Consider the following 22351-nt stretch of genomic DNA (forward strand, 5'->3'; position numbering starts at 1 on the left):
AGCACCCGGATGGCCGGCGAACCCGACGAGAAGCCGGGGTTTCTCGAACGTCAACGCGCGGCCCATCCGGTGCTCGACCGCGTCCTTCGGGCCGGGGTGCGGTACCAGGAGAACAAGGGCGACTACTACGCGGCCGGCCTGACCTACTTCACGGTGCTGGCGATCGTCCCGATCATCATGGTCGTGTTCTCTCTGGCCGGTTTCGTGCTCGCCGGGCGACCCGAACTGCTCGACCAGATCCGGCAGATCATCTCCGAGAACATTCCCGGTCAGCTCGGCGGCACCGTGCAGAGCCTGATCGACTCGGCGATCGAATCCCGCGGCGCGGTCGGCCTCATCGGCCTGCTCACCGCCTCGTATGCCGGTCTGGGCTGGATCACGAATCTTCGCGAAGCCCTCACCGCCATGTGGGAGCACCCGCGCGACAAGGGCAACTTCCTCGTAGTGAAGTTGCGCGACGGGGGCGCACTTCTCAGTCTCGGACTCGCGATGACCGTGTCGTTGGGGCTCTCGGCGCTGAGCAGCGGGCCGATCGCGCGCAGGATCGTCGAGCTGCTCAACATGGAGAATCTCGTCGGCATCGGCGTGGGTCTGCGAATTCTGGCTCTGGTGGCGGCCACTGCCGCCACCGGTCTGGTGTTCACCTGGGTGATCGCTCGCCTGCCCCGCGAACCCGTTCCGTTCCGCAGCGCGCTCGTCGCGGGTGCGATCGCCGGGATCGGTTTCGAACTGCTCAAGCAGACGGGTTCGATCTACCTCGAACGTGTGCTCAACGGCCCGGCGGGCGTCGCCTTCGGCCCGATCCTCGGCATCCTCGTGTTCGGTAACCTCACGGCCCGCCTGGTGCTCTTCTGCACCGCGTTCGCAGCGACGTCCCGAGCGAGCCTCGCACTCGCACACCATCCCGCGCCCACAGGGGCGGTCATCACGCCTCGCCTCGAGGTGCACGAGGGTCTCGACGCGCGCCGCGGCGCCGCAATCCTCGGTGCGGGCCTGGTCGGTGGACTCCTCGCCGGGCTGCGCTTCCGGAGGAAATGAGCGAACTCCCGGGGTGAAAACTCGGTTCGGGGGTGCCGATCGTGCCGCGGACGGGCGACGATGGAGGCGTGGCAAAACAGACGCGATCCGCCGCGCCCCAACGCGCGTTCCGGGTGACTCCGCGCAGAGCGCTCGCGGCCGTCCTGGTCCTGCTCGCTGCGCTGTTCGTTCTCCAGAACCGCAACAGTACGAGCATCGACCTCTTCTGGATCTCGCTGCAGGCACCGCTGTGGCTGGTGCTCGTCATCATCTTCGCGGTCGGGTGGGTCGCGGGCTTCCTGTTCGCACGCGGACGCTGATCCGCATCGGTGCGGCCACCGGCAACGGAGCACAGGGGAGTGGGCACAGCGGAGTGGGCACCGACGACAGCAGGCCCGTCCCCGAAGGGACGGACCTGCTGTCGTGCGAGGTGATCAGCGAGCGAACATGAGCGCGCGCTTGACCTCCTGGATCGCCTTCGTCACCTGGATGCCACGGGGGCACGCGTCGGTGCAGTTGAAGGTGGTGCGGCAGCGCCACACGCCTTCCTTGTCGTTGAGGATGTCCAGCCGCTCGGAGGCACCCTCGTCACGCGAATCGAAGATGAACCGGTGCGCGTTGACGATCGCGGCGGGACCGAAGTAGCTGCCGTCGCTCCAATACACCGGGCACGAGGTGGTGCAGCACGCGCACAGGATGCACTTGGTGGTGTCGTCGAACCGGGCACGGTCGGCCTGCGACTGGATACGCTCGCGGGTCGGCTCGTTGCCGGAGGCGATGAGGAACGGCTTCACGGCGCGGTAGGCGTCGAAGAAGGGCTCCATGTCGACGACGAGGTCCTTCTCGACCGGAAGGCCACGGATCGGCTCGATCGTGATCGTGACGTCCTTGCCGTTCTTGTCCAGCATGTCCTTCATGAGGATCTTGCAGGCGAGACGGTTGACGCCGTTGACACGCATCGCGTCCGAGCCGCACACGCCGTGGGCGCAGCTGCGACGGAAAGTGAGCGTGCCGTCGAGGTAACCCTTGACGTAGCCCAACAGGTTGAGCAGACGGTCGGACGGCAGCGCCGGCACCTGGAACGAATCCCAGTGCTGACCCTTGTCGTCCTCCGGGTTGAACCGGGCGATCTTGAGGGTGACCATCGTCGCGCCCTCGGGCACGGGTGGCAGTGTCGACGCGCCCGTGTCGGTCTTCTCGATGGTTGTCATCAGTACTTACGCTCCATGGGCTCGTACCGGGTCTGGACCACCGGCTTGTAGTCCAGGCGAATGTCGGAGATCAGTTCCTCGCCCACCTTGTACGCCATGGTGTGCTTGAGGAAGTTCTCGTCGTCGCGCTTCGGGTAGTCCTCGCGGGCGTGTCCGCCACGCGATTCCTTGCGGTTCAGCGCGCCGACGACGGTGACCTCGGCCATCTCGAGGAGGAAGCCGAGCTCCAGAGCCTCGAGCAGGTCGCTGTTGTAGCGCTTGCCCTTGTCGTGGACCGTGATCTCCTTGTAGCGCTTCTTCAGCTCGTGGATGTCGTTGAGCGCCTGCGTCAACGTCTCCTCGGTGCGGAACACCGACGCGTTGTTGTCCATCGTCTGCTGCAGCTCGGTGCGGATGTCGGCCACCCGCTCCTTGCCGCCCTGGTGCAGGATCAGATCGAGCCAGTCGTCGACGTACTTCGTCGGCTGCTCGGGCATCTCGACGTGCTTCGTGCTGTTGGCGTACTCCGCGGCGGCGATGCCGGCGCGACGACCGAAGACGTTGATGTCGAGCAGCGAGTTGGTGCCGAGACGGTTGGCGCCGTGGACGGACACGCACGCGCACTCGCCGGCCGCGTACAGGCCGGGCACGACGTTCTCGTTGTCGCGGAGGACCTCGCCGTCGACGTTGGTCGGGATACCGCCCATGACGTAGTGGCAGGTCGGGAACACGGGCACGAGCTCGGTGACGGGGTCGACACCGAGGTAGGTGCGGGAGAACTCGGTGATGTCGGGGAGCTTCTCCTCGAGGACGTCCTCGCCGAGGTGGGTCACGTCGATGTAGACGTAATCCTTGTTCGGTCCGGCGCCGCGACCCTCGAGCACCTCGAGCACCATCGAGCGGGCGACGATGTCGCGGGGCGCGAGGTCCTTGATGGTGGGGGCGTAGCGCTCCATGAACCGCTCGCCGTCGGCGTTGCGGAGGATGCCGCCCTCACCGCGCACGGCCTCCGAGATGAGGATGCCGAGACCGGCCAGGCCCGTCGGATGGAACTGGTGGAACTCCATGTCCTCGAGCGGGAGGCCCTTGCGGAAGATGATGCCGAGGCCGTCACCGGTGAGGGTGTGGGCGTTCGACGTCGTCTTGTACATACGGCCCGAGCCGCCCGTCGCGAAGACGATGGCCTTGGCGTGGAAGACGTGGATCTCGCCGGTCGCGAGCTCGTACGCGACGACACCCGTCGCGACGGGACCGTTCTCGGTCTCGGTGAGGGTGATGTCGAGTGCGTAGAACTCGTTGAAGAACTCGACGTCGTGCTTGACGCAGTTCTGGTACAGCGTCTGCAGAATCATGTGGCCGGTGCGGTCGGCGGCGTAGCACGCGCGACGGACCGGGGCCTTACCGTGGTCGCGGGTGTGACCACCGAAGCGACGCTGGTCGATCTTGCCCTCGGGCGTCCGGTTGAACGGAAGACCCATCTTCTCGAGGTCGAGAACGGCGTCGATGGCCTCCTTGGCCATGATCTCCGCAGCGTCCTGGTCGACCAGGTAGTCGCCACCCTTGACGGTGTCGAAGGTGTGCCACTCCCAGTTGTCCTCTTCGACGTTCGCGAGGGCGGCGCACATGCCACCCTGAGCGGCGCCGGTGTGGCTGCGGGTGGGGTAGAGCTTCGTGAGCACTGCGGTGCGCGCACGCGGGCCGGCTTCGATGGCCGCACGCATGCCGGCGCCGCCGGCGCCGACGATGACTACGTCGTAACGATGTTCCTGCATGAAGGTTCGGCTCCCCTAGCTCGCCGTGATGTTCGGGTCGAAGGTGAAGATCACGTAGGTGCCCAGGCCCATGATCAGGATCATCGACACGACGAGGATCGTGTTGAGCCAGAACCGGGTGGAGTCCTTACGTGCGTAGTCCGCGATGACGGTGCGCAGACCGTTACCGCCGTGGAGCTGTGCGAGCCACAGCATCGACAGGTCCCAGAACTGCCAGAACGGGCTGGACCAGCGGCCTGCGACGAACGCGAAGTTGATGCGGTGCACGCCGTCATCGAGCATCAGCATGATGAAGAGGTGACCGAGGACCAGGATGATCAGGGCCAGGCCGGACAGGCGCATGAACAACCAGGCGTAGAGCTCGAAGTTGTTCTTCGCGGCACGCCGCGGCGTGCGCGGGTTGTCGAGGCCTGCGGGCCGGTCGTATTCCTTACCCAGAGTCTTCGCTTCGGTCATGTCAGTGCCCCGCAAACGTGTTGAAGAGGATGCGAACGGCCGCGGGGATCATCACCACGAACCAGATCGCGAGGATCGTCCAGAGCATCACGCGCTGGTACTTCGGGCCCTTCGACCAGAAGTCCACGAGCATGACCCGCAGGCCGTTGAGTGCGTGGTACAGGACCATCGCGACCAGGCCGAGCTCCATGAGGCCGACGATCGGGTTCTTGTACGTATCGATCACCGCGTCGTAGGTCTCGGGGTTGACCCGGACGAGTGCGGTGTCGAGGACGTGGACGAAAAGGAAGAAGAATGTCGCCACGCCCGTGATCCGGTGCAATACCCAGGACCACATGCCGGGATCTCCCCGGTAAAGCGACCGTGTGCGCCCCGCCTTTGCGGGGGCGGCTTCAGTCGTGCTGCTCATCGAGTGCTGTGCCTCCAACGTCAATGGTGGACGCGTCGAGCTGCTCCTACCTGTGGGGGATTCCGCAGTACGGGCCCGACGTGAACCTGAACCGACTTGGATCGACTCTAGACCCATCCCAAACTCGGGAACCAATCTCCTGCGCCATTCGTACAGGCCCCAAAAGCGAAGTTAGGTTTGCCTTTCCAACTGTGATCTGGCGCAGTGGGGGTCGCCTATCGTCGTCCACGCCACCGTGACAGGATGGGGAACCATGCCGGACATCGACTGGAAAATGTTGCGCGCCAAAGCACATGAGGTGATGGGTCGAGCCTACGCCCCCTACTCCGGGTTCCCGGTGGGGGCTGCCGGCCTCACCGTCGATGGTCGGATGGTCCTTGGGTGCAATGTGGAAAATGTCTCACACGGACTGGGGCTGTGTGCCGAATGTGTACTCGTCGGTAACTTGTTCGCCCAGGGTGGAGGGCGTCTGCGGGCCGTCGCCGTCTGCGACTCCCGAGGCCACGTCCTGACCCCGTGCGGCCGGTGTCGGCAGGTGCTCCTCGAACACGGCGGTCCCGATCTCGAGGTCGACGCCCAGGGTGGCCCGCGTCGCCTCTGCGAGCTCCTCCCCGACGCGTTCGGCCCCGACGATCTGGCGGCCGTGCGGGAGAACGAGGACCGCCGTGCCTGACATCGTCACCGTCATCCGCCGCAAGCGCGACGGACACGAGCTCTCCGGCGCCGAGATCGACTGGGTCATCGAGGCGTTCACCCACGGGATCGTCTCCGACGCCCAGATGTCGGCCCTGGCGATGGCAGTCTGGTTCCGCGGCATGAGTCGGGCCGAGACAGCACGCTGGACCACCGCCATGATCGACTCCGGTCGTCGTCTCGATTTCTCCGCTCTCGGCCTGCGCACCGTCGACAAACACTCGACAGGCGGTGTGGGGGACAAGATCACACTGCCGCTCGCACCGCTCGTCGCGGCCTGCGGCGTCGCGGTCCCGCAATTGTCGGGCCGCGGTCTCGGTCACACCGGCGGCACCCTGGACAAGCTCGAGGCGATCCCCGGCTGGAAGGCCGATCTGACCACCGCGGAGATCGCCGAGATCCTCAGCGACCCGGCCGTCGGTGCGGTCGTGTGCGCGGCGAGTGCCGATCTCGCCCCCGCCGACCGCAAGCTCTACGCGCTGCGCGACGTCACCGGGACCGTCGAGTCGATCCCGCTCATCGCCAGCTCGATCATGAGCAAGAAGATCGCCGAGGGCACCGGAGCCCTCGTCCTCGATGTGAAGGTCGGCAGCGGCGCCTTCATGAAGGAACTCGGCGAGGCCCGCGAGCTGGCGCGCACCATGGTCGAACTCGGCACCGACGAAGGGCTGCCCACGACGGCCCTGCTCACCCGCATGGACAGCCCGCTCGGGCGCACGGCGGGCAACGCGCTCGAGGTCCGGGAGGCCGTCGAGGTGCTCGCCGGCGGCGGACCCGACGACGTCGTCGAGCTGACCCTGGCCCTGGCCTGCGAGATGCTCGCCGCCGCCGGTGTCGACGATGTCGATCCCGCCGACCGACTGCGCGACGGCACCGCAATGGACCGGTGGAACGCGATGATCGTCGCCCAGGGCGGCGACCCCGCGGCGCCGTTGCCGGTCGCGACCCACACCGAGACCTTCCACGCCGACGCGGACGGGGTGGTCTCCGAACTCGACGCGTACAAGGTCGGTATCGCCGCCTGGCGGCTCGGAGCCGGTCGCGAACGGCAGGGTCAGGACGTGCAGCCCGGGGCCGGTATCGAACTGCACGCGGTCCTCGGTGATCGCGTCCGCGCGGGGCAGCCGATCGCGACGCTGCACACCGACACCCCGGGACGTATCCCCGACGCGCTCGCCGCCCTCCGCGGCGGTGTCCGAATCTCCGACACGGCCCCCGTTCGGCAGCCGCTCGTGATCGAACGGATCCGGGCGTAGGGGCTCGGTGGCCGGAGACCGAGCGGAACCGGCCGCCGCCGACTACCGTCCCGATCATGAACGGCCGTCTGACTCCCGAACTCGTTCGCACCGCACCCAAAGTGGTCCTACACGATCACCTGGACGGCGGACTCCGTCCCCGGACGGTCCTCGAACTCGCGGACGCGTGCGGGTGGTCGTTGCCCGCGGACACCGAAGCGGATCTCGCCCGCTGGTTCCGCGAATCCGCCGACAGTGGGTCGCTCGAGCGCTATCTCGAGACCTTCGAGCACACCGTCGCCGTGATGCAGACGGCAGAAGGACTCGAACGCGTCGCACGCGAGTGCGTCCTCGACCTCGCCGACGACGGCGTGGTGTACGCCGAGGTGCGGTTCGCGCCCGAGCAGCACCTGGAGAAGGGACTGTCTCTGGACGAGGTCGTCGAGCGCGTCCTCGAAGGCTTCCGAGCCGGGGAATCGGAGGTGGCCGCCGGTGGTCGTCGCATCCGGGTGCGCTGCCTGCTCACTGCGATGCGGCACGCTGCACGCTCGTTGGAGATCGCCGAACTCGCCGTGCGCTTCCGGGACCGCGGCGTGGCGGGATTCGACATCGCCGGCGCCGAAGCGGGCAACCCGCCCAGCCGTCATCTCGACGCCTTCGAGTACACCCGCGCGGCCAACGCGCACTTCACGATCCACGCCGGTGAGGCGTTCGGGCTCCCGTCCATCCACGAAGCGGTCGCCTTCTGCGGCACCGACAGACTCGGCCACGGTGTGCGCATCGTCGACGACATCGAAGTGCACGACGACGGAACCGCCACTCTGGGCCGGCTCGCGAACTACATCCGCGACAAGCGCATCCCCCTCGAACTGTGCCCGTCGTCGAACGTGCAAACCGGCGCGGTGCGCACGCTCGCCGAGCATCCCTTCGACCTGCTGGCCCGCCTGCGCTTCCGCGTCACCGTCAACACCGACAACCGGTTGATGAGCGACACCACGATGACGCAGGAGATGGTGCGGCTCGTCGAGACCTTCGACTACAGCTGGGTCGACCTCGAACGGTTCACGATCAACGCGATGAAGTCGGCCTTCCTCCCGTTCGACCAGCGACTGGAACTGATCGACGACGTCATCAAGCCTGGATACGCCGTCCTCGTCGGGTAGAGACCGCGACCCGCAGATACCTCTATGGGTGCGCGGGGCGGGAAATGGTCATCGGAGCGCGTTACAACGCGCTCTTGTGACCACTTCGCGCGCCGGAGTGCCCAAGTGGAGCTGCCGTCAGTGCCGACCCGACGCGACGCGCGTCAGTGCCGACCCGACGCGACGCGCGTCAGTGCCGACCCGACGCGACGCGCGTCAGTGCCGACGCAGTCGCGCTTCGAACTCGCGCTCGAGCTCGCGCCAGGCGAGGGATTCGGTGTCGAACGGCGGCTTGGGTGCCGTTCGTCCCGAGTCGGGTTCGATCACGTGGTTGACGAACCAGCCGAGTTCCGTGGACGCGGCGAGCGCGGCCTCCGTCGAGTCGTCGTCCGCGAAGTTCGCTGCGTCGACGAACAACTCGACCGCGAGTTCGAGCTGGTCGGGGTCGACGGCCGCAACACCCTGAGCGATGTCGTCGGCGATCCCGGTGAGCACATAGACGTTGTCGTCGGTGACCGTCACGTCGAGCGATCCGTCGACGGCGGCGAGCTGGATCTCCGTGTACGGCTCGAGCGTCGCGAGGTCGTGGTCGTGGTTGTCGGCGAGGTGGCGGGCCAGCGCGCGCTCGGACGGGAAGACGTCGATCGTGCCGTCGTGGCCGAGGAAGACGGCGTCGTCGTTCACGTAGCACCGCAGCGAGTACCAGGTGCCGTCGGTCGTGATGATCCGGATGGGATCGATGCCGACCCGGGCCCAGAACTTGTAGCCGTCGTCCTCGTCATCGGTGTCGATGAACTCGTACTCGTCGTCGGCGTCGACGTCCTCGACCGTGTCGTCGGCCTCGACCTCGTTCTCGTCGACCGCGACGAGCTCGGATTCGATCTCGGCGACCACGGCAGCATCGACGTCGGGAGTGGAGATCACGGCGTCGAGCGCGTCGATCACGCCGTCCCAGTCCTGCGCGACCGCGGTTCCGACGCGATTCCACAGGTCGAGGCCCTCACGCGTGCGGAAGGCCGAGACACCGTGCTGCAACAGGAGGTCGATCTCCTCGCGTTCGAAGAACTTCGTCACGACGTCGAGATCGCAGACGTCGCCGAGGATGCTCACGATGTCGAAGGTGTCCTGCAGCTCGGACACCGACACGGGATCCGGATCGTCGGCCACGAGTTCGGGGACGCCGACGAGGTCGTAGGTGTGCGGTTCGTCGGGTTCGAACTCCGAGGCCGCAAGCTTGGACACGATCGGCCACGCCTCGTGCTCGACGAGGTCGTTGTCGGCACCCGAACGCACGAACGCGACGAGCTCGGGGACCGACGGGAAGGCGTACAGATCGTCGCCGTGGCCGAGGAATGCCTCCCACTCGTCGTCGCCTTCGCGCCAGCGCGGCGCCCAGAGCGTCACGAGGTTGCCGTCGGTGAGACCGAGCTCGATCGGGACGATGTCTCCAGCCATGGCGCGAAGCCTAGCCATGTCGGCGCCGAGAATATAGCCGGGGGCGGCTCGCTATCGGTTTCATCGCGTTACCGGACGGTCGCCGACGGTGACCGGGTGGTGACCGACGGCGACCGGACCGGCGTCGCTCGCGTCGAGGGCCGCGCGGAGCTCGTCCATCGCGGAGACGCGCGCGGCAGCGGCCTGCCGTGCGGCGTCGTGCACGGTCGCGAGAATCACCGCGGCCAGTTCGCGGGGGTCGGTGCCGCCGATCGGCTCGGCCAGCTCGAGTCCTTCGAGCGCTCCCGAACCGTCCACACGGGCGGTCACGCGTCCGTCGGGACTGCTCGCGGTGCCCCGGACCGCGCCGAGCCTCTCCACCGTGCGTTCGAGCGCATCGAGCCGGACGTGGGCTCGGTCGACGATCGCCTCCACCATCGGTTTGCTCATCGAACGAGACTTTCACGACGATCGGTCGGTCCGTCCGCCAGGTCGGCGCGGGACGGCAGCCGCATCCGGTCGAGGATCTCGCGGGGGACACCTTCGGCGGCGAGGCGTTCGCCGCGGACCACCGCGGCCTCGAGAGCGGCCTGCCGGTTCAGGGCGAGGATCTGATCGGCCAGTTGCCGTGCTCCGTAACGCAACTCGCGGGGGTCGATGCGAAGGTCCACGGGTAGTCCACCGTCCGTTGTGCGCACCGAGATCGTCCCGGCCCGGTTGTGGGCGGTGGCCGTGATCGGTTCCGTCGTCGTGCTGTCCATATCGGGTTGGACGCAGCGCGAGCCCGGCCGGTTCCCTCCCGGTGCGGAGATTCTCCGGAATCAGCCGGCGGTCGGGCGGTAGACACCGTGGAAGGCCATTCCACCGTTGCTGGTGCGCATCGGCGTCACGGAGACGGGGTCGCCCGCCTCGACCATGAGGCCGTTGCCCACCACCATCGCCACGTGCCCGTCCCACACGACGAGGTCTCCGGGCAGGGCGGCCGCAGGATCCACCCGTGTGCCGACGTCCTGTTCCTGGGCCAACCGCGGCAGTTCGACCCCGGCCTGCGCGTAGGCGTACTGCGTCAGTCCGCTGCAGTCGAGGCCGGAGCCGGGACTCGTGCCGCCCCACACGTACGGGGTGCCCTGCTGGGCGAGGGCGTGACGCACCGCTGCCGCAGCGGTCTCGTTCGGTGCCAGGCTGACGCTGCCGTCCGGAAGCCGCACCTCCACGCCCGTCGAGAGCCCTCCACCGAAGGTGTGGAGCGAACGTGGCTCGTCGCCGGCCGGGTCGGGGCCGGGATGGTGACCGGAGTCGATCGGGGGAGCGGAGGGCTCGGGTGGAAGGAGTGCGGACGCCCGATCGGTCAGCTCCGCGAGCGTTCCGGTCACCTGTGTCAGCACGTCCAGCCCGGCGACGAGGTGGTCGATCGCCACTGCGAGGAGCGCGAGCTGCCCCTGTGGAAGCGACGTCGCGGGTGCGGCCTGCTCGGCGAAGGTGACGAACGAGTCGACGAGACGAGCGATCTCGGCCGCACCGGTGACCACCGTGACGGTCGCCTCGAGCGCGATCCCGGCCAGTGCCGACCCACGATCGGCCGCCGCGAGGACGTCGGCGAGGACCTGCTCGGCACTCGCGATCGCCTGCGAGGCGGCCGGGCCACCCCAGGCCCAGGCGAGCTCGGCGACGGCGTCGCGCCCGGTCGCATGTACCTCCTCGGCCCACTGCGCACCGATGCGCACCATCTCGCCCGGATCGACGCCGGGTGGCAGCGCGGTGCCGAACGCGTCGAGCAGGCCGGTCAGCGGAGCGACGAGCAGATCCCCTCCGATCACAGTGACTCCACGACGGAGTCGAGTCGTGCGGCGGTGTCGTCGGTGGTGTGCTCGTAGGCGGCCACGGAGGCCTTCGCGGCGTCTCCCATTCCGCCGAGCAGGTCGCCGAGCCGGCCGAGATCGCGCACGTGCGCGGAGTGGGTCGCGGTGAGAGCGGCGAGCACGGGTGCCCCGATCGGACCCAGTGCGGCGCTCAGCGCCGAGGGGTCGCCGTGCCGTGTCCGTTCGGCGGCCTCGTGCAGGCGCGCGGCGAGTTCGACAGCGTCGTCGCCGAACCTCCCGACGGCACTCGTGTCGATCCGTATCGCGTCCCTACCGGAGTTCTCGGTCACCTCGTCGCCTCTCGCGTCGTTGATGTGGGATTCGGCACCTTCGGAGGGTTCCGTCCCTGCCTGGTTCGACGCACCCGACTGCCGATCGGTTCCGTCGTTCTATCCTTCGGACATGGATTCGCTCGTCGTCGACCATCCGCTCGCTGCTTCGCTCCTGACCATCCTTCGCGACGAACGCAGCGACAACGCTGCCTTCCGGCACGCGTTGAGGCGGCTCACCCAGATGCTCGTCTACGAGGCGGTGCGCGATGCGCCCACCGAGACGTTCGACGTCAAGACGCCGGTCGCGGTGACGACGGGGGTACGGTTGCAGCAGCCTCCGCTGCTCGTCCCGGTTCTTCGCGCCGGCCTCGGCATGGTCGAACAGGCCCACGCCCTGATTCCCCAGGCGCAGGTCGGTTTCGTCGGTCTCGCTCGTGACGAGAAGACCTTCGAGCCGGTGCCCTATCTGGAGTCGTTGCCGGAGGACCTGTCGGGTCTTCCCGTCTTCGTGCTCGACCCGATGCTCGCGACCGGGGGGTCGATGGTGCACACCCTCGACATCCTCGCCCAGCGCGGTGCCACGGATATCACCGCGATCTGTGTGGTCGCGGCGCCGCAGGGCGTCGAGGCCCTTGCTGCCTCGGGTCATCCGGTCCGGTTGGTCACGGCGTCGGTCGATGAAGGTCTCAACGAGAACAAGTACATCGTGCCGGGTCTCGGCGATGCGGGGGACAGGCAGTTCGGGCCGCGATAAACCGCACGTCGTGTGTTACTCGTGTGACTGACGGTACGGATGTGACACCCGACCGCAGTCATCTCGTTATCGAAAAACAACCCGCAGGTCTCGATTTCTTCTTACGCTCGGTGTGCTCCGTGTGAAGTCCACTGCGTAGGTACAGCCAGAGATGGGGTCGGCGGAATGGCAAGAATCTTCTCCCGCAATCTGATTCGTGGAAGTGTCAGAGCGGCTTCGGTGGGCGCGGTCGCCGTCCTCGCCGCAGTGACGAGTCACGGCACGGCTGCGGCTGCTGTCGACAACTCGCGTATCCTCCCGTTGGACGGAGGGCACGCGATCGAAGTGATCCAGGCCGACACCTCGACACAGTCGGTGCCGCCGCTCGACAGCTCACCGCTGAGTGTCGAGTTCTTCCACGACGAGATTGCTACCGTTCGGATCACCGGTCCGAATGCGGCGAACTTCGTCGGGACGGCGGTGGAGGTCGGTTTCCAGGTCGGCTACCCGGTCGCGCTGCCGGGGGCGACGGTCACCGTCATCACTCCGAGCCTGTCCTGGGGTGTGGACAACGGTGCGGCCATCGGCCTCTCGCTCGACAACGAAGGTGGTGCCTCGCTCGATCTCGGCCTGGAGGCGGGTGGTTCGCTCAGCGGCGACATCATCCCGTCCCAGGAGGTCGAGATCCCGCTCGAGCCGGGCGGCATCACGTCCGTCCCGATCGTCGAGGGCTTCGAGTTCGACGGCAGCTCGACGACCATCCGGATCGCCGGCGTGCATGGCTCGGTCTCGGGAGCCATCGGGCCGGTGATGATCCGTCCGTACCTGAAGGCTGTCACCGCCGACCGGAACACCGTCGTCACTTACGGTGTGCCGCAGCAGGTTTGATTGCAGCAGCAGGTCTGATCGAATCGGGTCCTGGCCCGGCCGGATCCGGCCGGGTCAGGGGTTCTCGTCACCGAGCGAGGCCGCCCATCCGCGCAGGGCGTCGAGTATCGCTTCCGCCGCCGGGCGGTCCCGATCCGTGACCACCTCCAGGTAGACCTTGAGCTTCGGTTCGGTGCCCGAGGGGCGCACCACCACGCGCACCCTCGGCCCGCCCGCGACGTCCTCGCGACTCTCGAAGACGAGAGCGTCGGTGTGCATCGGTCCCGGGCTCTCGGCGAGATCGGTCGCGGTCACCTCCAGACCCGCGAGGGTCGTCGGCGGCTCCGCACGCAGTCGCGTCATCACGGTGCCGATGCGCTGCAGGTCGTCGACGCGGGTCGACACCTGATCGCCGACGTGGACACCGAGTTCGCGATGCAGGTCGTCGAGTGCGTCGAGCAGTGTCCGGCCGGCCTGCTTCAAATCGGCCGCGTAGTCGGCGACCATTACGGCGGTCGCGATGCCGTCCTTGTCGCGCACAGCGTCCGGATCGACGCAGTGCCCGATCGCCTCCTCGTACGCGTAGACGAGGCCGTCACCGGCGCGGGCGAGCCACTTGAAACCCGTGAGCGTCTGCGCATATCGCGCGCCGCGTGCGGTCGCGAGTCGCCCCAGCATGGTCGACGAGACAATGGTGGTCGCGACCAGTGAGCCGGGCGGTGACGACGCGAGGATCCGGTCGCCGAGCAGGACCCCGGTCTCGTCGCCGCGCAGCATCGTCCATCCCCGCGGGCCCGGGACACCGACGGCGCAACGATCGGCATCGGGATCGAGCGCCAGGGCGATGTCGGCGTCGACCTCGGCCGCCAGCGCGAGCAGAGCCTCTGTTGCGCCCGGTTCCTCGGGGTTGGGGAAGGCGACGGTGGGAAACGCCGGGTCGGGTGCGAACTGGGACGCCACGACGTGGATGTCGTCGAATCCCGCGGAACGCAGGGCCGCGACTGCCGTCTCGCCGCCGACACCGTGCAGTGCCGTCAGGGCGATGCGCATGCCTCGGTGCGGTGAGCGGGGGAGCGACGCGACCCGGGCGAGATAGCGGTCGACGAGGTCGTCACCCGACGGCGCGACCGGCATCCGGGGCACGTCCGCGGCGGAACCGACGGCGTCGATCGCCGTTTCGATCTCCCGATCGGCGGGTGCGGCCAGTTGCGCTCCGTCGGCGAGATAGACCTTGTACCCGTTGTCGGCGGCGGGATTGTGCGATGCCGTGATCTGCACGCCCGCAACGGCGCCCAGCGCCCGTACCGCGAAGGCGGTCACCGGGGTGGGGAGCGGCTCTCCGAAGGCGACGACCTCGAAGCCGGCCGCGGCGAGAACCTCTGCCGCGGCGGTGTGGAATTCCGCCGAGCCCGTACGGGCGTCGCGGCCGACGACGACGGTGCCGTCGCCCTGCCCGTTCGCCTCGAGCCACGCCGCGAGTCCGGCGGTGGTGCGGACGACGACGGGTACGTTCATGCAGTCCGGTCCGTCGCCGACCGGGCCGCGCAACCCCGCGGTGCCGAATCGCAGCGTCACAGCCGGGCCGCCAGATCGCGCAGAAGATCGCCCATCCGGGTCGCGGCCGCACGACCCGCGGCCAGTACCTCGGTGTGGTCGAGGGGAGCGCCGGTGATGCCGGCCGCGGCGTTGGTCACCAGCGAGACCGCGAGCACGCGCGCTCCGGCCGCGCGCGCCGCGATGGTCTCGTGGACCGTGGACATGCCGACGAGGTCGGCGCCGAGGGTGCGCAGCATCCGGATCTCCGCCGGGGTCTCGTAGTGCGGCCCGGGCAGACCGGCGTAGACCCCTTCGCGCAGCGACGGATCGATCTCGCAGGCGAGTGCACGAAGATCCGGCGAGTAGGCGTCGACGAGGTCGACGAACTGGGCACCCACCAGCGGCGAGCGACCGGTGAGATTGAGGTGGTCCGAGATGAGAACCGGTTGTCCCACGGAGAACTCGGGATCGATGCCGCCCGCCGCATTGGTGAGGACGACGGTGCGGGCACCCGCTGCGACTGCCGTGCGCACGGGATGGACGACGCGGGCGAGGTCGTGCCCCTCGTAGGCGTGGATGCGGCCGGCGAGGACGAGGACGGCGTTGTCACCGGCGCGCACGGAGTGGATGTTCCCGGCATGCCCTGCCGCCGTCGGCGGTGCGAAGCCGGGTAGCTCGCTCATCGGGATCGTGGCGACGGGGATGCCGAAACTCTCGACTGCGGCCCGCCAGCCGGACCCGAGGACGACGGCGACGGAGTGTTCGGCGACCCCCGTCCGTTCGGCGAGAGCGGCGGCTGCGGCGTCGGCGGCCGCGGTGGGGTCGAAGACGTGATCGGGTTCTCCCATGGCATCGGACCCTAATCGCTCACAGCTTGTTACTCGTGGGTAAGTAGGCGCGGTATGCTGACGCGCATGCCTTACCTCGAACGTGACGGCGACGTCTTCGTCCTGCATCTCGGTGACCGTGACGCGGAGGTCTCCGAGAACCGGTTCCACCCCGATCGTCTCGCCGCGATCCACTCCCTCCTCGACGAGGTGGAAGCGCACGACGGACCCGCCGCCCTCGTGACCGCGGCGACCGGAAAGTTCTGGAGCAACGGACTCGACATCGACTGGGTCGGCGCGAACCTGCCGGATCTGCCGGGCTATCTGGACTCCGTCCACGCCCTCTATGTGCGGCTGCTCACCTTCCCGGCGGCGACGGTCGCGGCCGTGCAGGGGCACGCCTTCGGTGCCGGCGCGATGCTCGCGCTCGTGCACGACTTCCGGGTGATGCGCGGCGACCGCGGCTACTGGTGTCTGCCCGAGGTGCAGCTGAACATGCCGTTCACCGTCGGGATGTCCGCGCTGATCCGTTCCCGCCTGCCGATCCAGACGGCGGTCGAGGCCATCACCACCGGCCGTCGCTACGGCGGTGAGGACGCCGTGGCCGCGGGCATCGCCGAGCAGGCCGTCACCGGTGACGCCGTGCTCTCAACGGCGGTCGAGCGCGCAGCGGCGCTCACCGCAACCCGCGGGCCGAATCTGTCGGGCATCAAGCGCGGTCTGCACGCGCCGCTGATCTCGGCACTGGAGATCCGGACCGACGCGTCGAACTTCCGGTTCGGCTGATCGCCCCGCCGCGAAGTCGACGAACCGGTCGTACGCGCCGATCGATCGGGACGCGGTGAGCATGACAGACTGGACCCCGTGACGACCGACTACGCCACGGCGATCGAGGCTGCTTCCGACACCCTCGTCGGCCTGTCGCATTCCATCCATGCCGAACCGGAACTCGCGTTCGAGGAACACCGGAGCGCCGCGAAGATCGTCGAGGTGCTGCGCGACCACGATTTCGAGGTCACCACCGGCATCGCCGACCTGCCCACCGCCTTCGATGCGCGGTTCGGCAGCGGCGAACTCGTCCTCGCGTTCTGCGCCGAGTACGACGCACTGCCGGGCATCGGGCACGCGTGCGGCCACAACATCATCGCGGCGTCGGCCGTGGGCGCCGGGATCGGTCTCGCTGCGCTCGCCGACGAACTCGACGTGACCGTCCGCGTCGTCGGAACCCCCGCGGAGGAAACCGGCGGCGGCAAGGTCCTCATGCTCGAACGCGGCGTCTTCGACGGCGTCGGTGCGGCGATGATGGTGCATCCCGGCCCGTTCGACATCACCGGGGCGACGTCGCTCGCCCTCGCCGACATCGCCGTCGAGTACGACGGCCGCGAGGCGCACGCCTCCGCGGCCCCCGAATACGGGCTCAACGCTGCCGACGCTGCGACCGTCGCCCAGGTCGCGGTCGGACTGCTGCGGCAGCACCTGCATCCCGGGCAACAGATCCACGGCATCGTCGCGCAGGGCGGGACGGCACCGAACATCGTGCCCAGCCACACCGAACTGCTGTACTACCTGCGGGCCGGGACGAGCGAACTCCTCGACGACCTCGTCGACCGCGCACGCAACTGCTTCGCCGCCGGGGCGCTGGCCACCGGATGCAACCACCGGATCCGGACGGTCTCGCCGACCTATACCGAACTCACTCCCGATCCGTGGCTGGTGCAGGCATATCGTGAGGAGATCATCGATCTCGGGCGCCGACCGCTGCCCGTCGAGGAGGAAGGAGCGCGCCCCCTGGGCAGTACCGACATGGGAAACGTGACGAACGTGGTGCCGGGAATCCATCCGGTCATCGGACTCGACTCCGGTGGCGCGGTGACACATCAGGCTGCATTCGCGGCCGCGTGTGTCACCGAGTCGGCCGATCGGGCAGTACTCGACGGAGCGCGTGCGCTCGCAGCGACCGCCGTACGCGCGGCGACCGATCCGGTCCACCGGGCACGGCTCCTCGAACAGGCCGGCCGTCGATGAACCCCTACGTCGAGAAGTGGTTGGACCGCCACACCGAGGACCTCTCGCTCTGGCGCCGTCACATCCATGCGAATCCCGAGCTCGCCCGGCAGGAGTACGCCACCACCGAGTTCGTCGCGAAGCACCTGCGCGCGGCCGGACTGGAGCCGAAGGTCCTGCCTCGCGGCACCGGCCTGATCTGCGATCTCGGTCCGACCGGCGGACCGCGCATCGCCCTGCGTGCAGACATGGACGCCCTGCCGATGCAGGAGGCCACCGGCCTGCCGTTCGAATCCACCGTCCCCGGTGTCTCGCACGTGTGTGGGCACGACGCCCACACCACCGTCGTGCTCGGTGCAGGTCTGGCGCTGGCCTCGATGCCCGAATTGCCGATCGGTGTCCGGCTGGTCTTCCAGCCCGCGGAGGAGGTCATGCCGGGCGGGGCGCTCGACGTCGTCGCGGCGGGCGGACTCGACGGGGTCGCGCGAATCTTCGCCTTGCACTGCGACCCGCGTCTCGAGGCGGGCAAGGTCGGTATGCGGGTCGGGGCGATCACCTCGGCGGCCGACACTGTCGAACTCGTCCTCGACTCACCCGGTGGGCACACCTCCCGGCCGCACCTGACCGGCGATCTCGTCTACGGCCTCGGTGCCGTCATCACGGGTCTTCCCGGCATGCTCAGCCGTCGCATCGATCCGCGCACCGGCACCGTCATGGTGTGGGGTGCGGTCAGCGCCGGCAAGGCACCGAACGCGATCCCGCGCACCGGCATGCTCGCGGGCACCGTCCGCACCGGCGACCACGACACCTGGCAGCTGCTCGAACCGATGGTCCGCGAGATCGTGCACGGTCTGCTCGCGCCCACCGGTGTCAGCTACGAACTGAACTATCGCCGCGGCGTGCCGCCGGTGGTCAACGACGAAGTGTCGGCGCGCATGTTCGAGGACGCGATCCGCGCGACCGGCCCCGACGCCCTCGCGGACACCCCACAATCCGGTGGGGGAGAAGACTTCTCGTGGTATCTCGAACACGTCCCCGGCGCCATGGGGCGGCTCGGGGTATGGCCGGGGGTCGGGCCCGAACTCGACATCCACCAGCCCACCTTCGATCTCGACGAGCGGGCGCTGGCCGTGGGTGTGCGGGTGATGACGAATCTGGTTCTCGGCGCTGCGTGACGCAGTCCGAAGTAAGCTCAGGCTTACCTGAACGGTAGGATGTGAGCTCACCCATACCAGGAGGAATCAATGTCCCTTCGACACCGGATCGGCGCAGGGCTGACGGCAGCCACGCTCGTCGCCGTTCTCGCCGCGTGCAGCGACAGCGGCTCGGGCGACACCACCCCGGACGCTTCGAACGGGGAGGCGCTCACGCTCTATTCCGGGCGTAGCGAGAACCTGGTGGGCCCGCTCGTCGAACAACTCGAAGGCACTCTCGGTTTCCCGATCGACGTCGTCTACGGCGGCACGCCGGAGATCACGGGCAAGCTCGTCGAAGAAGGTGCCGCATCGCCCGCCGATGTGGTCTTCAGCCAGGATGCCGGCGCGCTCGGTCTGCTCGACCGTTCGGGTCTGCTCGAGCAGCTGCCCGCGAGTGTGACGAATCAGGTGCCCGAGAACTACCGCGCGGAGGACAGCACCTGGGTCGCCACCTCTGCACGGGCTCGCGTCCTGGTCTACAACGACGACAAGGTGCAGCCGCAGGACCTGCCGAGCGGGATCGACGGGCTCCTCGACCCGAAGTGGAAGGGCCAGGTGGGCTTCGCGCCGACCAATGCGTCGTTCCAGTCGTTCGTGACCGGACTCCGTGTCTCCCGGGGCGAGGACGGTGCCCGCGAATGGCTCGAGGCGTTCAAGGCCAACGAACCGGTCGCCTTCGAAGGCAACGGACCTCTCATGGAGGGCGTCGACACCGGCCAGGTGACCCTCGGCCTCACCAATCACTACTACTGGTACGGGCTCGCGGACGAGAAGGGCGCCGACAACCTTGCCGTGCAGCTCCACTTCTTCGACGCGGGCGATCCCGGTGCCCTGGTGAACATCGCCGGCGCCGCGGTGCTCGCCACTACCGACCAGCGCGAGCAGGCCGAGCAGTTCGTGGCAGCGTTGCTCTCGCCCGAGTCGCAGACCTATTTCGCCGACGAGACCGCGGAGTATCCGGTCGTCGAGGGGACCGAAACCCAGACCGACCTGCGCCCGCTCTCCGAGATCGGGACCTCCGACATCGAACTGGCCGAACTGGCGTCCCTGGCCGAAACACAGGCGCTCCTGCAGGAACTGGAATTCATCTGATCACCCTCGTTACCCCGCGCGACGGCACCCGACGCGGCCGGCCGATCTTGGCCACGGCTGCGCTGGGTGTTGCCGTGTTCGCGCTCGCACCTGTCGTGCACCTGCTGATGCGCGCGTTCGCGGACGGCCCCGAGCGGGTCTTCTCGCTCGTGTTCCGGCCACGCACTCTCGAACTGGTGTGGCGCAGCGGCGCGCTCGCCGTGACGGTCACGGTGGCCTGCCTGATCCTGGGGCTCGCCGCAGCATGGTTGACGACCCGCACGGATCTCCCCGGCCGTCGCTGGTTCGCGTTGGCCCTGAGTCTGCCCTTGGCGATCCCCTCGTACGTGTCGGGCTTCGTCTGGATCGCCCAGTTCCCCGCGCTCGAAGGTTTCGTTGGTGCTGCCCTCGTCCTGACCTGCGCGTCCTTTCCTTACGTCTACCTGCCCGTGGCGGCGGCACTCGCCTCGGCGGATCCGGGGCTCGAGGAAGTGGCCCGCACTCTCGGCCGGTCCCGGCTGGCCGCCACCCTCACCGTCACCCTGCGGCAGGTGTGGCCTACCGCGGCGGCGGGCGGACTGCTCGTCGCGCTCTACACGCTCAGCGATTTCGGCGCCGTCGCATTGATGCGCTACGAAGCGTTCACCCTGGCGATCTACGGAAGTTACCGGGGACTTCTCGATCGCACGCCCGCCGCTGTCTTCGGCCTCGTGCTGGTCGCGATCGCCGTGGTGCTGACGGTCGCCGAACGGAGCGCGCGCCGCGGCGCCACCGCGCGGATCGGATCCGGTACCGCGCGCACGGCCGAACCCGTGATGCTCGGCTCACGGCGATGGCCGGCGATCGGCTTCCTCGTCGCTCTGCTCGTCGTGAGCGTGGGAGTTCCGGTCGCGGGCCTGGCCCGCTGGTTGTGGAGGTCACAGCAGATCGCGGTCGACTGGTCCGGTATCTGGACCGCCACCACCTACACTCTGTGGGTGTCCGCGCTCGGTGCGTTGCTGACCACGGTGCTCGCACTTCCGGTGGGCATCTACGCCGCACGGTCGCACTCCCGATTGTCCCGCTTCACCGAGAGCGCCGCCTACATCGGCTTCGCGCTGCCCGGCATCACCGTCGGTCTGGCGCTCGTGTTCTTCGGCATCCGACTGCTCCCGCAGTGGTACCAGCAGACCCCGATGCTGGTGATCGCCTACGCGGTCCTGTTCCTCCCTCTCGCGGTGGGGTCGATCCATGCGGCAATCGCCGCGATCCCCCGGGGTCTCGAAGATGCGTCCGCGACTCTCGGTTCCGGACGATTGCTCACCGGACTGCGGGTGACGATCCCGATCGCCGCACCCGGCGTGGTCGCCGGTGCGGCATTGGCATTCCTGACCATCGCCAAGGAACTGCCTGCGACGCTGCTGCTCGTCCCCATCGGGCACGACACGCTCGCGACTGGGATGTGGCGACATACCGAAACCCTCGCGTACGGCTCGGCAGCACCCTATGCGGTAATCCTCGTCCTCATCGCGGCACTGCCGTCGCTCGTGCTGGGACGTCTGTTGCGCGGCCGGGTCGGCGCGGAAAGTGGAGGCGAAGAGTGACCGGTCTGACCATCGAGAATGTATCCGCGCGATACGGCGCCGCCGAAGTCGTCACCGATGTGACCCTCGACGTGCCGCGCGGCGATCTGCTCGCCGTCCTCGGACCGTCGGGTGGCGGCAAGACCACGCTGTTGCGAGTGGCGGCTGGGCTGCATCCCGCAGCGTCGGGACGGGTCTCCGTAGACGACGTGACCGTGACCGACGTGCCACCCGAACGTCGCGGGGTGGGCCTCGTGCCGCAGGAAGGCGCGTTGTTCCCGCATCTGAACGTGGCGCGCAACATCGGCTACGGTCTGGGGCGAGCGAACCGGCCGTGGCGCGGAGGTGCGCGGGAGGAACATCGACGCCGGGTCGAGGAACTACTGGATCTCGTCGGTCTTCCGCGAGTCGGGCACCGTAAGCCGAGCGCGCTCTCCGGCGGGCAACAGCAGCGGATCGCTCTGGCTCGTGCACTGGCACCGCGACCGTCCGTGGTCCTGCTCGACGAGCCGTTCAGCGCGCTCGACGCCGGTCTGCGCGCGAGTCTGCGCGCGGATGTCCGTACGCTGCTGCGCGAACAGTCGGTCGCGGCGGTGCTCGTGACCCACGACCAGACGGAGGCCTTGGCCATGGCCGACAGGCTGGCGGTGATGCTCGACGGCCGGATCGCCCAGGTGGGCTCGCCCGAGGAGGTCTACGGGAGGCCGGCATCCGTCGCGGTGGGCGAGTTCGTGGGGGAGGCGATCGTACTCGAGGCCGAGGCGTTCGGCGACTGCGCGCAGACCCCGCTCGGGAAGGTTCAGCTCGTCTCACCCGGACACGGCGTGGGTCGCGTCCTGCTGCGACCGGAACAGATCGAAGTCGGGGCAGCGCCGACGAAGTGCCCTGCTGCCGGATCGTTCACTGTGCGCGACACGGCATTCGGCGGCGCACACAGCGAAGTGCGGGTCGAGGGGATGGGAATCGCCGTCCGTGCCCTGTGCACCACCCTGCACGGTCTGCAGGCGGGCGACCCGGTGACGGTGAGCGTCCGGCGACCGGTGCCCTTCTATCCCGGAGGGTAGGAAGGCCGGCGT

General features: G+C 68.4%; 24 protein-coding genes. 13 read left to right on the top strand and 11 right to left on the bottom strand.

Translation table 11 applies throughout. From position 1 onward, the window contains the following. The first annotated feature begins 9 nt into the window (after nucleotides 1-9). Both BLV31_RS09735 and BLV31_RS09740 read left to right on the top strand, forming a co-directional pair. The gene (locus tag BLV31_RS09735) at nucleotides 10-1038 is read left to right on the top strand and encodes a YhjD/YihY/BrkB family envelope integrity protein (RefSeq protein ID WP_033097067.1); all 1029 of its coding nucleotides are present in this window, start codon (nucleotides 10-12) and stop codon (nucleotides 1036-1038) included. A 68-nt stretch (nucleotides 1039-1106) separates the two neighbouring features. Beyond that, nucleotides 1107-1337 (top strand): LapA family protein, encoded by a 231-nt coding sequence (locus BLV31_RS09740; RefSeq protein WP_231414000.1) that lies wholly within the window; start codon nucleotides 1107-1109, stop codon nucleotides 1335-1337. A 114-nt stretch (nucleotides 1338-1451) separates the two neighbouring features. Here BLV31_RS09740 and BLV31_RS09745 read toward each other — a convergent pair whose 3' ends face one another. Genes BLV31_RS09745 through sdhC form a run of 4 tightly spaced genes read right to left on the bottom strand, consistent with a single transcriptional unit; the run spans nucleotide 1452 to nucleotide 4844 of the window. Continuing rightward, complete coding sequence (locus BLV31_RS09745) at nucleotides 1452-2228, bottom strand: succinate dehydrogenase iron-sulfur subunit (protein ID WP_006550125.1); 777 nt, start codon at nucleotides 2226-2228, stop codon at nucleotides 1452-1454. After that, on the bottom strand, nucleotides 2228-3979 hold the full coding sequence (gene sdhA / locus BLV31_RS09750; protein WP_024101557.1) for a succinate dehydrogenase flavoprotein subunit: 1752 nt from the start codon (nucleotides 3977-3979) through the stop codon (nucleotides 2228-2230). Before sdhA ends, BLV31_RS09745 begins: the two co-directional genes overlap by 1 nt. 15 nt (nucleotides 3980-3994) lie before the next feature. After that, a complete protein-coding gene (locus BLV31_RS09755) occupies nucleotides 3995-4435 on the bottom strand; it encodes a succinate dehydrogenase hydrophobic membrane anchor subunit (protein WP_006550127.1) in 441 nt (146 codons plus the stop codon). Nucleotide 4436: 1 nt separating this feature from the next. After that, complete coding sequence (gene sdhC / locus BLV31_RS09760) at nucleotides 4437-4844, bottom strand: succinate dehydrogenase, cytochrome b556 subunit (RefSeq protein ID WP_071935442.1); 408 nt, start codon at nucleotides 4842-4844, stop codon at nucleotides 4437-4439. Nucleotides 4845-5097: 253 nt separating this feature from the next. Here sdhC and BLV31_RS09765 point away from each other — a divergent pair, with 253 nt between their 5' ends. Genes BLV31_RS09765 through BLV31_RS09775 form a run of 3 tightly spaced genes read left to right on the top strand, consistent with a single transcriptional unit; the run spans nucleotide 5098 to nucleotide 7935 of the window. Beyond that, complete coding sequence (locus BLV31_RS09765; protein ID WP_006550129.1) at nucleotides 5098-5517, top strand: cytidine deaminase; 420 nt, start codon at nucleotides 5098-5100, stop codon at nucleotides 5515-5517. Further along, complete coding sequence (locus tag BLV31_RS09770) at nucleotides 5510-6793, top strand: thymidine phosphorylase (RefSeq protein ID WP_064060893.1); 1284 nt, start codon at nucleotides 5510-5512, stop codon at nucleotides 6791-6793. Before BLV31_RS09765 ends, BLV31_RS09770 begins: the two co-directional genes overlap by 8 nt. 56 nt (nucleotides 6794-6849) lie before the next feature. Continuing rightward, the gene (locus BLV31_RS09775) at nucleotides 6850-7935 is read left to right on the top strand and encodes an adenosine deaminase (protein WP_006550131.1); all 1086 of its coding nucleotides are present in this window, start codon (nucleotides 6850-6852) and stop codon (nucleotides 7933-7935) included. 195 nt (nucleotides 7936-8130) lie between these two features. On the opposite strand, the gene BLV31_RS09780 is transcribed toward BLV31_RS09775, so the two are convergent. The 5 genes from BLV31_RS09780 to BLV31_RS09800 are packed head-to-tail and all read right to left on the bottom strand — an operon-like array spanning nucleotide 8131 to nucleotide 11497. After that, nucleotides 8131-9369, bottom strand: coding sequence for a SatS C-terminal domain-containing protein (locus tag BLV31_RS09780; protein ID WP_072740419.1), 1239 nt, complete (start codon nucleotides 9367-9369; stop codon nucleotides 8131-8133). A 60-nt stretch (nucleotides 9370-9429) separates the two neighbouring features. Next, entirely contained in the window at nucleotides 9430-9798 is a 369-nt protein-coding gene (locus BLV31_RS09785; RefSeq protein ID WP_064060891.1) for a YbaB/EbfC family nucleoid-associated protein, read from the bottom strand. Next, a complete protein-coding gene (locus BLV31_RS09790) occupies nucleotides 9795-10109 on the bottom strand; it encodes a hypothetical protein (RefSeq protein WP_064060890.1) in 315 nt (104 codons plus the stop codon). Before BLV31_RS09790 ends, BLV31_RS09785 begins: the two co-directional genes overlap by 4 nt. 60 nt (nucleotides 10110-10169) lie before the next feature. Then, the gene (locus BLV31_RS09795) at nucleotides 10170-11165 is read right to left on the bottom strand and encodes a C40 family peptidase (protein WP_024101553.1); all 996 of its coding nucleotides are present in this window, start codon (nucleotides 11163-11165) and stop codon (nucleotides 10170-10172) included. Next, the gene (locus tag BLV31_RS09800; RefSeq protein WP_024101552.1) at nucleotides 11162-11497 is read right to left on the bottom strand and encodes a type VII secretion target; all 336 of its coding nucleotides are present in this window, start codon (nucleotides 11495-11497) and stop codon (nucleotides 11162-11164) included. Before BLV31_RS09800 ends, BLV31_RS09795 begins: the two co-directional genes overlap by 4 nt. 112 nt (nucleotides 11498-11609) lie before the next feature. Between BLV31_RS09800 and upp the strand changes: the two genes are divergently transcribed. Continuing rightward, nucleotides 11610-12233 carry a uracil phosphoribosyltransferase gene (upp, locus tag BLV31_RS09805; protein WP_024101551.1) on the top strand — a complete coding sequence of 208 codons (624 nt, stop codon included), beginning with the start codon at nucleotides 11610-11612 and terminating at the stop codon, nucleotides 12231-12233. Nucleotides 12234-12452: 219 nt separating this feature from the next. Then, nucleotides 12453-13100 carry an MspA family porin gene (locus BLV31_RS09810; RefSeq protein WP_081263433.1) on the top strand — a complete coding sequence of 216 codons (648 nt, stop codon included), beginning with the start codon at nucleotides 12453-12455 and terminating at the stop codon, nucleotides 13098-13100. Nucleotides 13101-13154: 54 nt separating this feature from the next. Here BLV31_RS09810 and BLV31_RS09815 read toward each other — a convergent pair whose 3' ends face one another. Beyond that, nucleotides 13155-14654 carry a phospho-sugar mutase gene (locus BLV31_RS09815; RefSeq protein WP_064060888.1) on the bottom strand — a complete coding sequence of 500 codons (1500 nt, stop codon included), beginning with the start codon at nucleotides 14652-14654 and terminating at the stop codon, nucleotides 13155-13157. Beyond that, complete coding sequence (locus tag BLV31_RS09820) at nucleotides 14651-15463, bottom strand: purine-nucleoside phosphorylase (protein ID WP_006550143.1); 813 nt, start codon at nucleotides 15461-15463, stop codon at nucleotides 14651-14653. The genes BLV31_RS09815 and BLV31_RS09820 overlap by 4 nt, the downstream gene beginning before the upstream one ends. 66 nt (nucleotides 15464-15529) lie before the next feature. Here BLV31_RS09820 and BLV31_RS09825 point away from each other — a divergent pair, with 66 nt between their 5' ends. From BLV31_RS09825 to BLV31_RS09850, 6 genes are all read left to right on the top strand, one after another. Then, the gene (locus BLV31_RS09825; RefSeq protein ID WP_024101548.1) at nucleotides 15530-16228 is read left to right on the top strand and encodes an enoyl-CoA hydratase/isomerase family protein; all 699 of its coding nucleotides are present in this window, start codon (nucleotides 15530-15532) and stop codon (nucleotides 16226-16228) included. Nucleotides 16229-16306: 78 nt separating this feature from the next. Continuing rightward, complete coding sequence (locus BLV31_RS09830; RefSeq protein WP_006550146.1) at nucleotides 16307-17467, top strand: M20 family metallopeptidase; 1161 nt, start codon at nucleotides 16307-16309, stop codon at nucleotides 17465-17467. Then, nucleotides 17464-18621, top strand: a complete 1158-nt coding sequence (locus BLV31_RS09835; protein WP_006550147.1) for a M20 family metallopeptidase — start codon at nucleotides 17464-17466, stop codon at nucleotides 18619-18621. The genes BLV31_RS09830 and BLV31_RS09835 overlap by 4 nt, the downstream gene beginning before the upstream one ends. Before the next feature lie 69 nt (nucleotides 18622-18690). Continuing rightward, on the top strand, nucleotides 18691-19734 hold the full coding sequence (locus tag BLV31_RS09840; protein WP_064060887.1) for an iron ABC transporter substrate-binding protein: 1044 nt from the start codon (nucleotides 18691-18693) through the stop codon (nucleotides 19732-19734). Nucleotides 19735-19841: 107 nt separating this feature from the next. Beyond that, complete coding sequence (locus tag BLV31_RS09845; RefSeq protein WP_174556238.1) at nucleotides 19842-21296, top strand: ABC transporter permease; 1455 nt, start codon at nucleotides 19842-19844, stop codon at nucleotides 21294-21296. Beyond that, nucleotides 21293-22339 (top strand): ABC transporter ATP-binding protein, encoded by a 1047-nt coding sequence (locus tag BLV31_RS09850; protein WP_064060885.1) that lies wholly within the window; start codon nucleotides 21293-21295, stop codon nucleotides 22337-22339. The genes BLV31_RS09845 and BLV31_RS09850 overlap by 4 nt, the downstream gene beginning before the upstream one ends. Nucleotides 22340-22351 lie beyond the last annotated feature (12 nt).

The organism is Rhodococcus pyridinivorans (genome assembly GCF_900105195.1).
Classification (GTDB): Bacteria; Actinomycetota; Actinomycetes; order Mycobacteriales; family Mycobacteriaceae; genus Rhodococcus; species Rhodococcus pyridinivorans.

Bases quoted from the DNA above. Each gene is read 5' to 3' on its own strand.
- sdhA (WP_024101557.1), bottom strand. From the start codon at position 3,979: ATGCAGGAACATCGTTACGACGTAGTCATCGTCGGCGCCGGCGGCGCC.
- BLV31_RS09735 (WP_033097067.1), top strand. From the start codon at position 10: ATGGCCGGCGAACCCGACGAGAAGCCGGGGTTTCTCGAACGTCAACGC.
- BLV31_RS09745 (WP_006550125.1), bottom strand. From the start codon at position 2,228: ATGACAACCATCGAGAAGACCGACACGGGCGCGTCGACACTGCCACCC.
- BLV31_RS09785 (WP_064060891.1), bottom strand. From the start codon at position 9,798: ATGAGCAAACCGATGGTGGAGGCGATCGTCGACCGAGCCCACGTCCGG.
- BLV31_RS09835 (WP_006550147.1), top strand. From the start codon at position 17,464: ATGAACCCCTACGTCGAGAAGTGGTTGGACCGCCACACCGAGGACCTC.
- BLV31_RS09820 (WP_006550143.1), bottom strand. From the start codon at position 15,463: ATGGGAGAACCCGATCACGTCTTCGACCCCACCGCGGCCGCCGACGCC.
- BLV31_RS09790 (WP_064060890.1), bottom strand. From the start codon at position 10,109: ATGGACAGCACGACGACGGAACCGATCACGGCCACCGCCCACAACCGG.
- BLV31_RS09780 (WP_072740419.1), bottom strand. From the start codon at position 9,369: ATGGCTGGAGACATCGTCCCGATCGAGCTCGGTCTCACCGACGGCAAC.
- BLV31_RS09825 (WP_024101548.1), top strand. From the start codon at position 15,530: ATGCCTTACCTCGAACGTGACGGCGACGTCTTCGTCCTGCATCTCGGT.
- BLV31_RS09755 (WP_006550127.1), bottom strand. From the start codon at position 4,435: ATGACCGAAGCGAAGACTCTGGGTAAGGAATACGACCGGCCCGCAGGC.
- BLV31_RS09840 (WP_064060887.1), top strand. From the start codon at position 18,691: ATGTCCCTTCGACACCGGATCGGCGCAGGGCTGACGGCAGCCACGCTC.
- BLV31_RS09775 (WP_006550131.1), top strand. From the start codon at position 6,850: ATGAACGGCCGTCTGACTCCCGAACTCGTTCGCACCGCACCCAAAGTG.
- sdhC (WP_071935442.1), bottom strand. From the start codon at position 4,844: ATGAGCAGCACGACTGAAGCCGCCCCCGCAAAGGCGGGGCGCACACGG.
- BLV31_RS09845 (WP_174556238.1), top strand. From the start codon at position 19,842: ATGCGCGCGTTCGCGGACGGCCCCGAGCGGGTCTTCTCGCTCGTGTTC.
- upp (WP_024101551.1), top strand. From the start codon at position 11,610: ATGGATTCGCTCGTCGTCGACCATCCGCTCGCTGCTTCGCTCCTGACC.
- BLV31_RS09765 (WP_006550129.1), top strand. From the start codon at position 5,098: ATGCCGGACATCGACTGGAAAATGTTGCGCGCCAAAGCACATGAGGTG.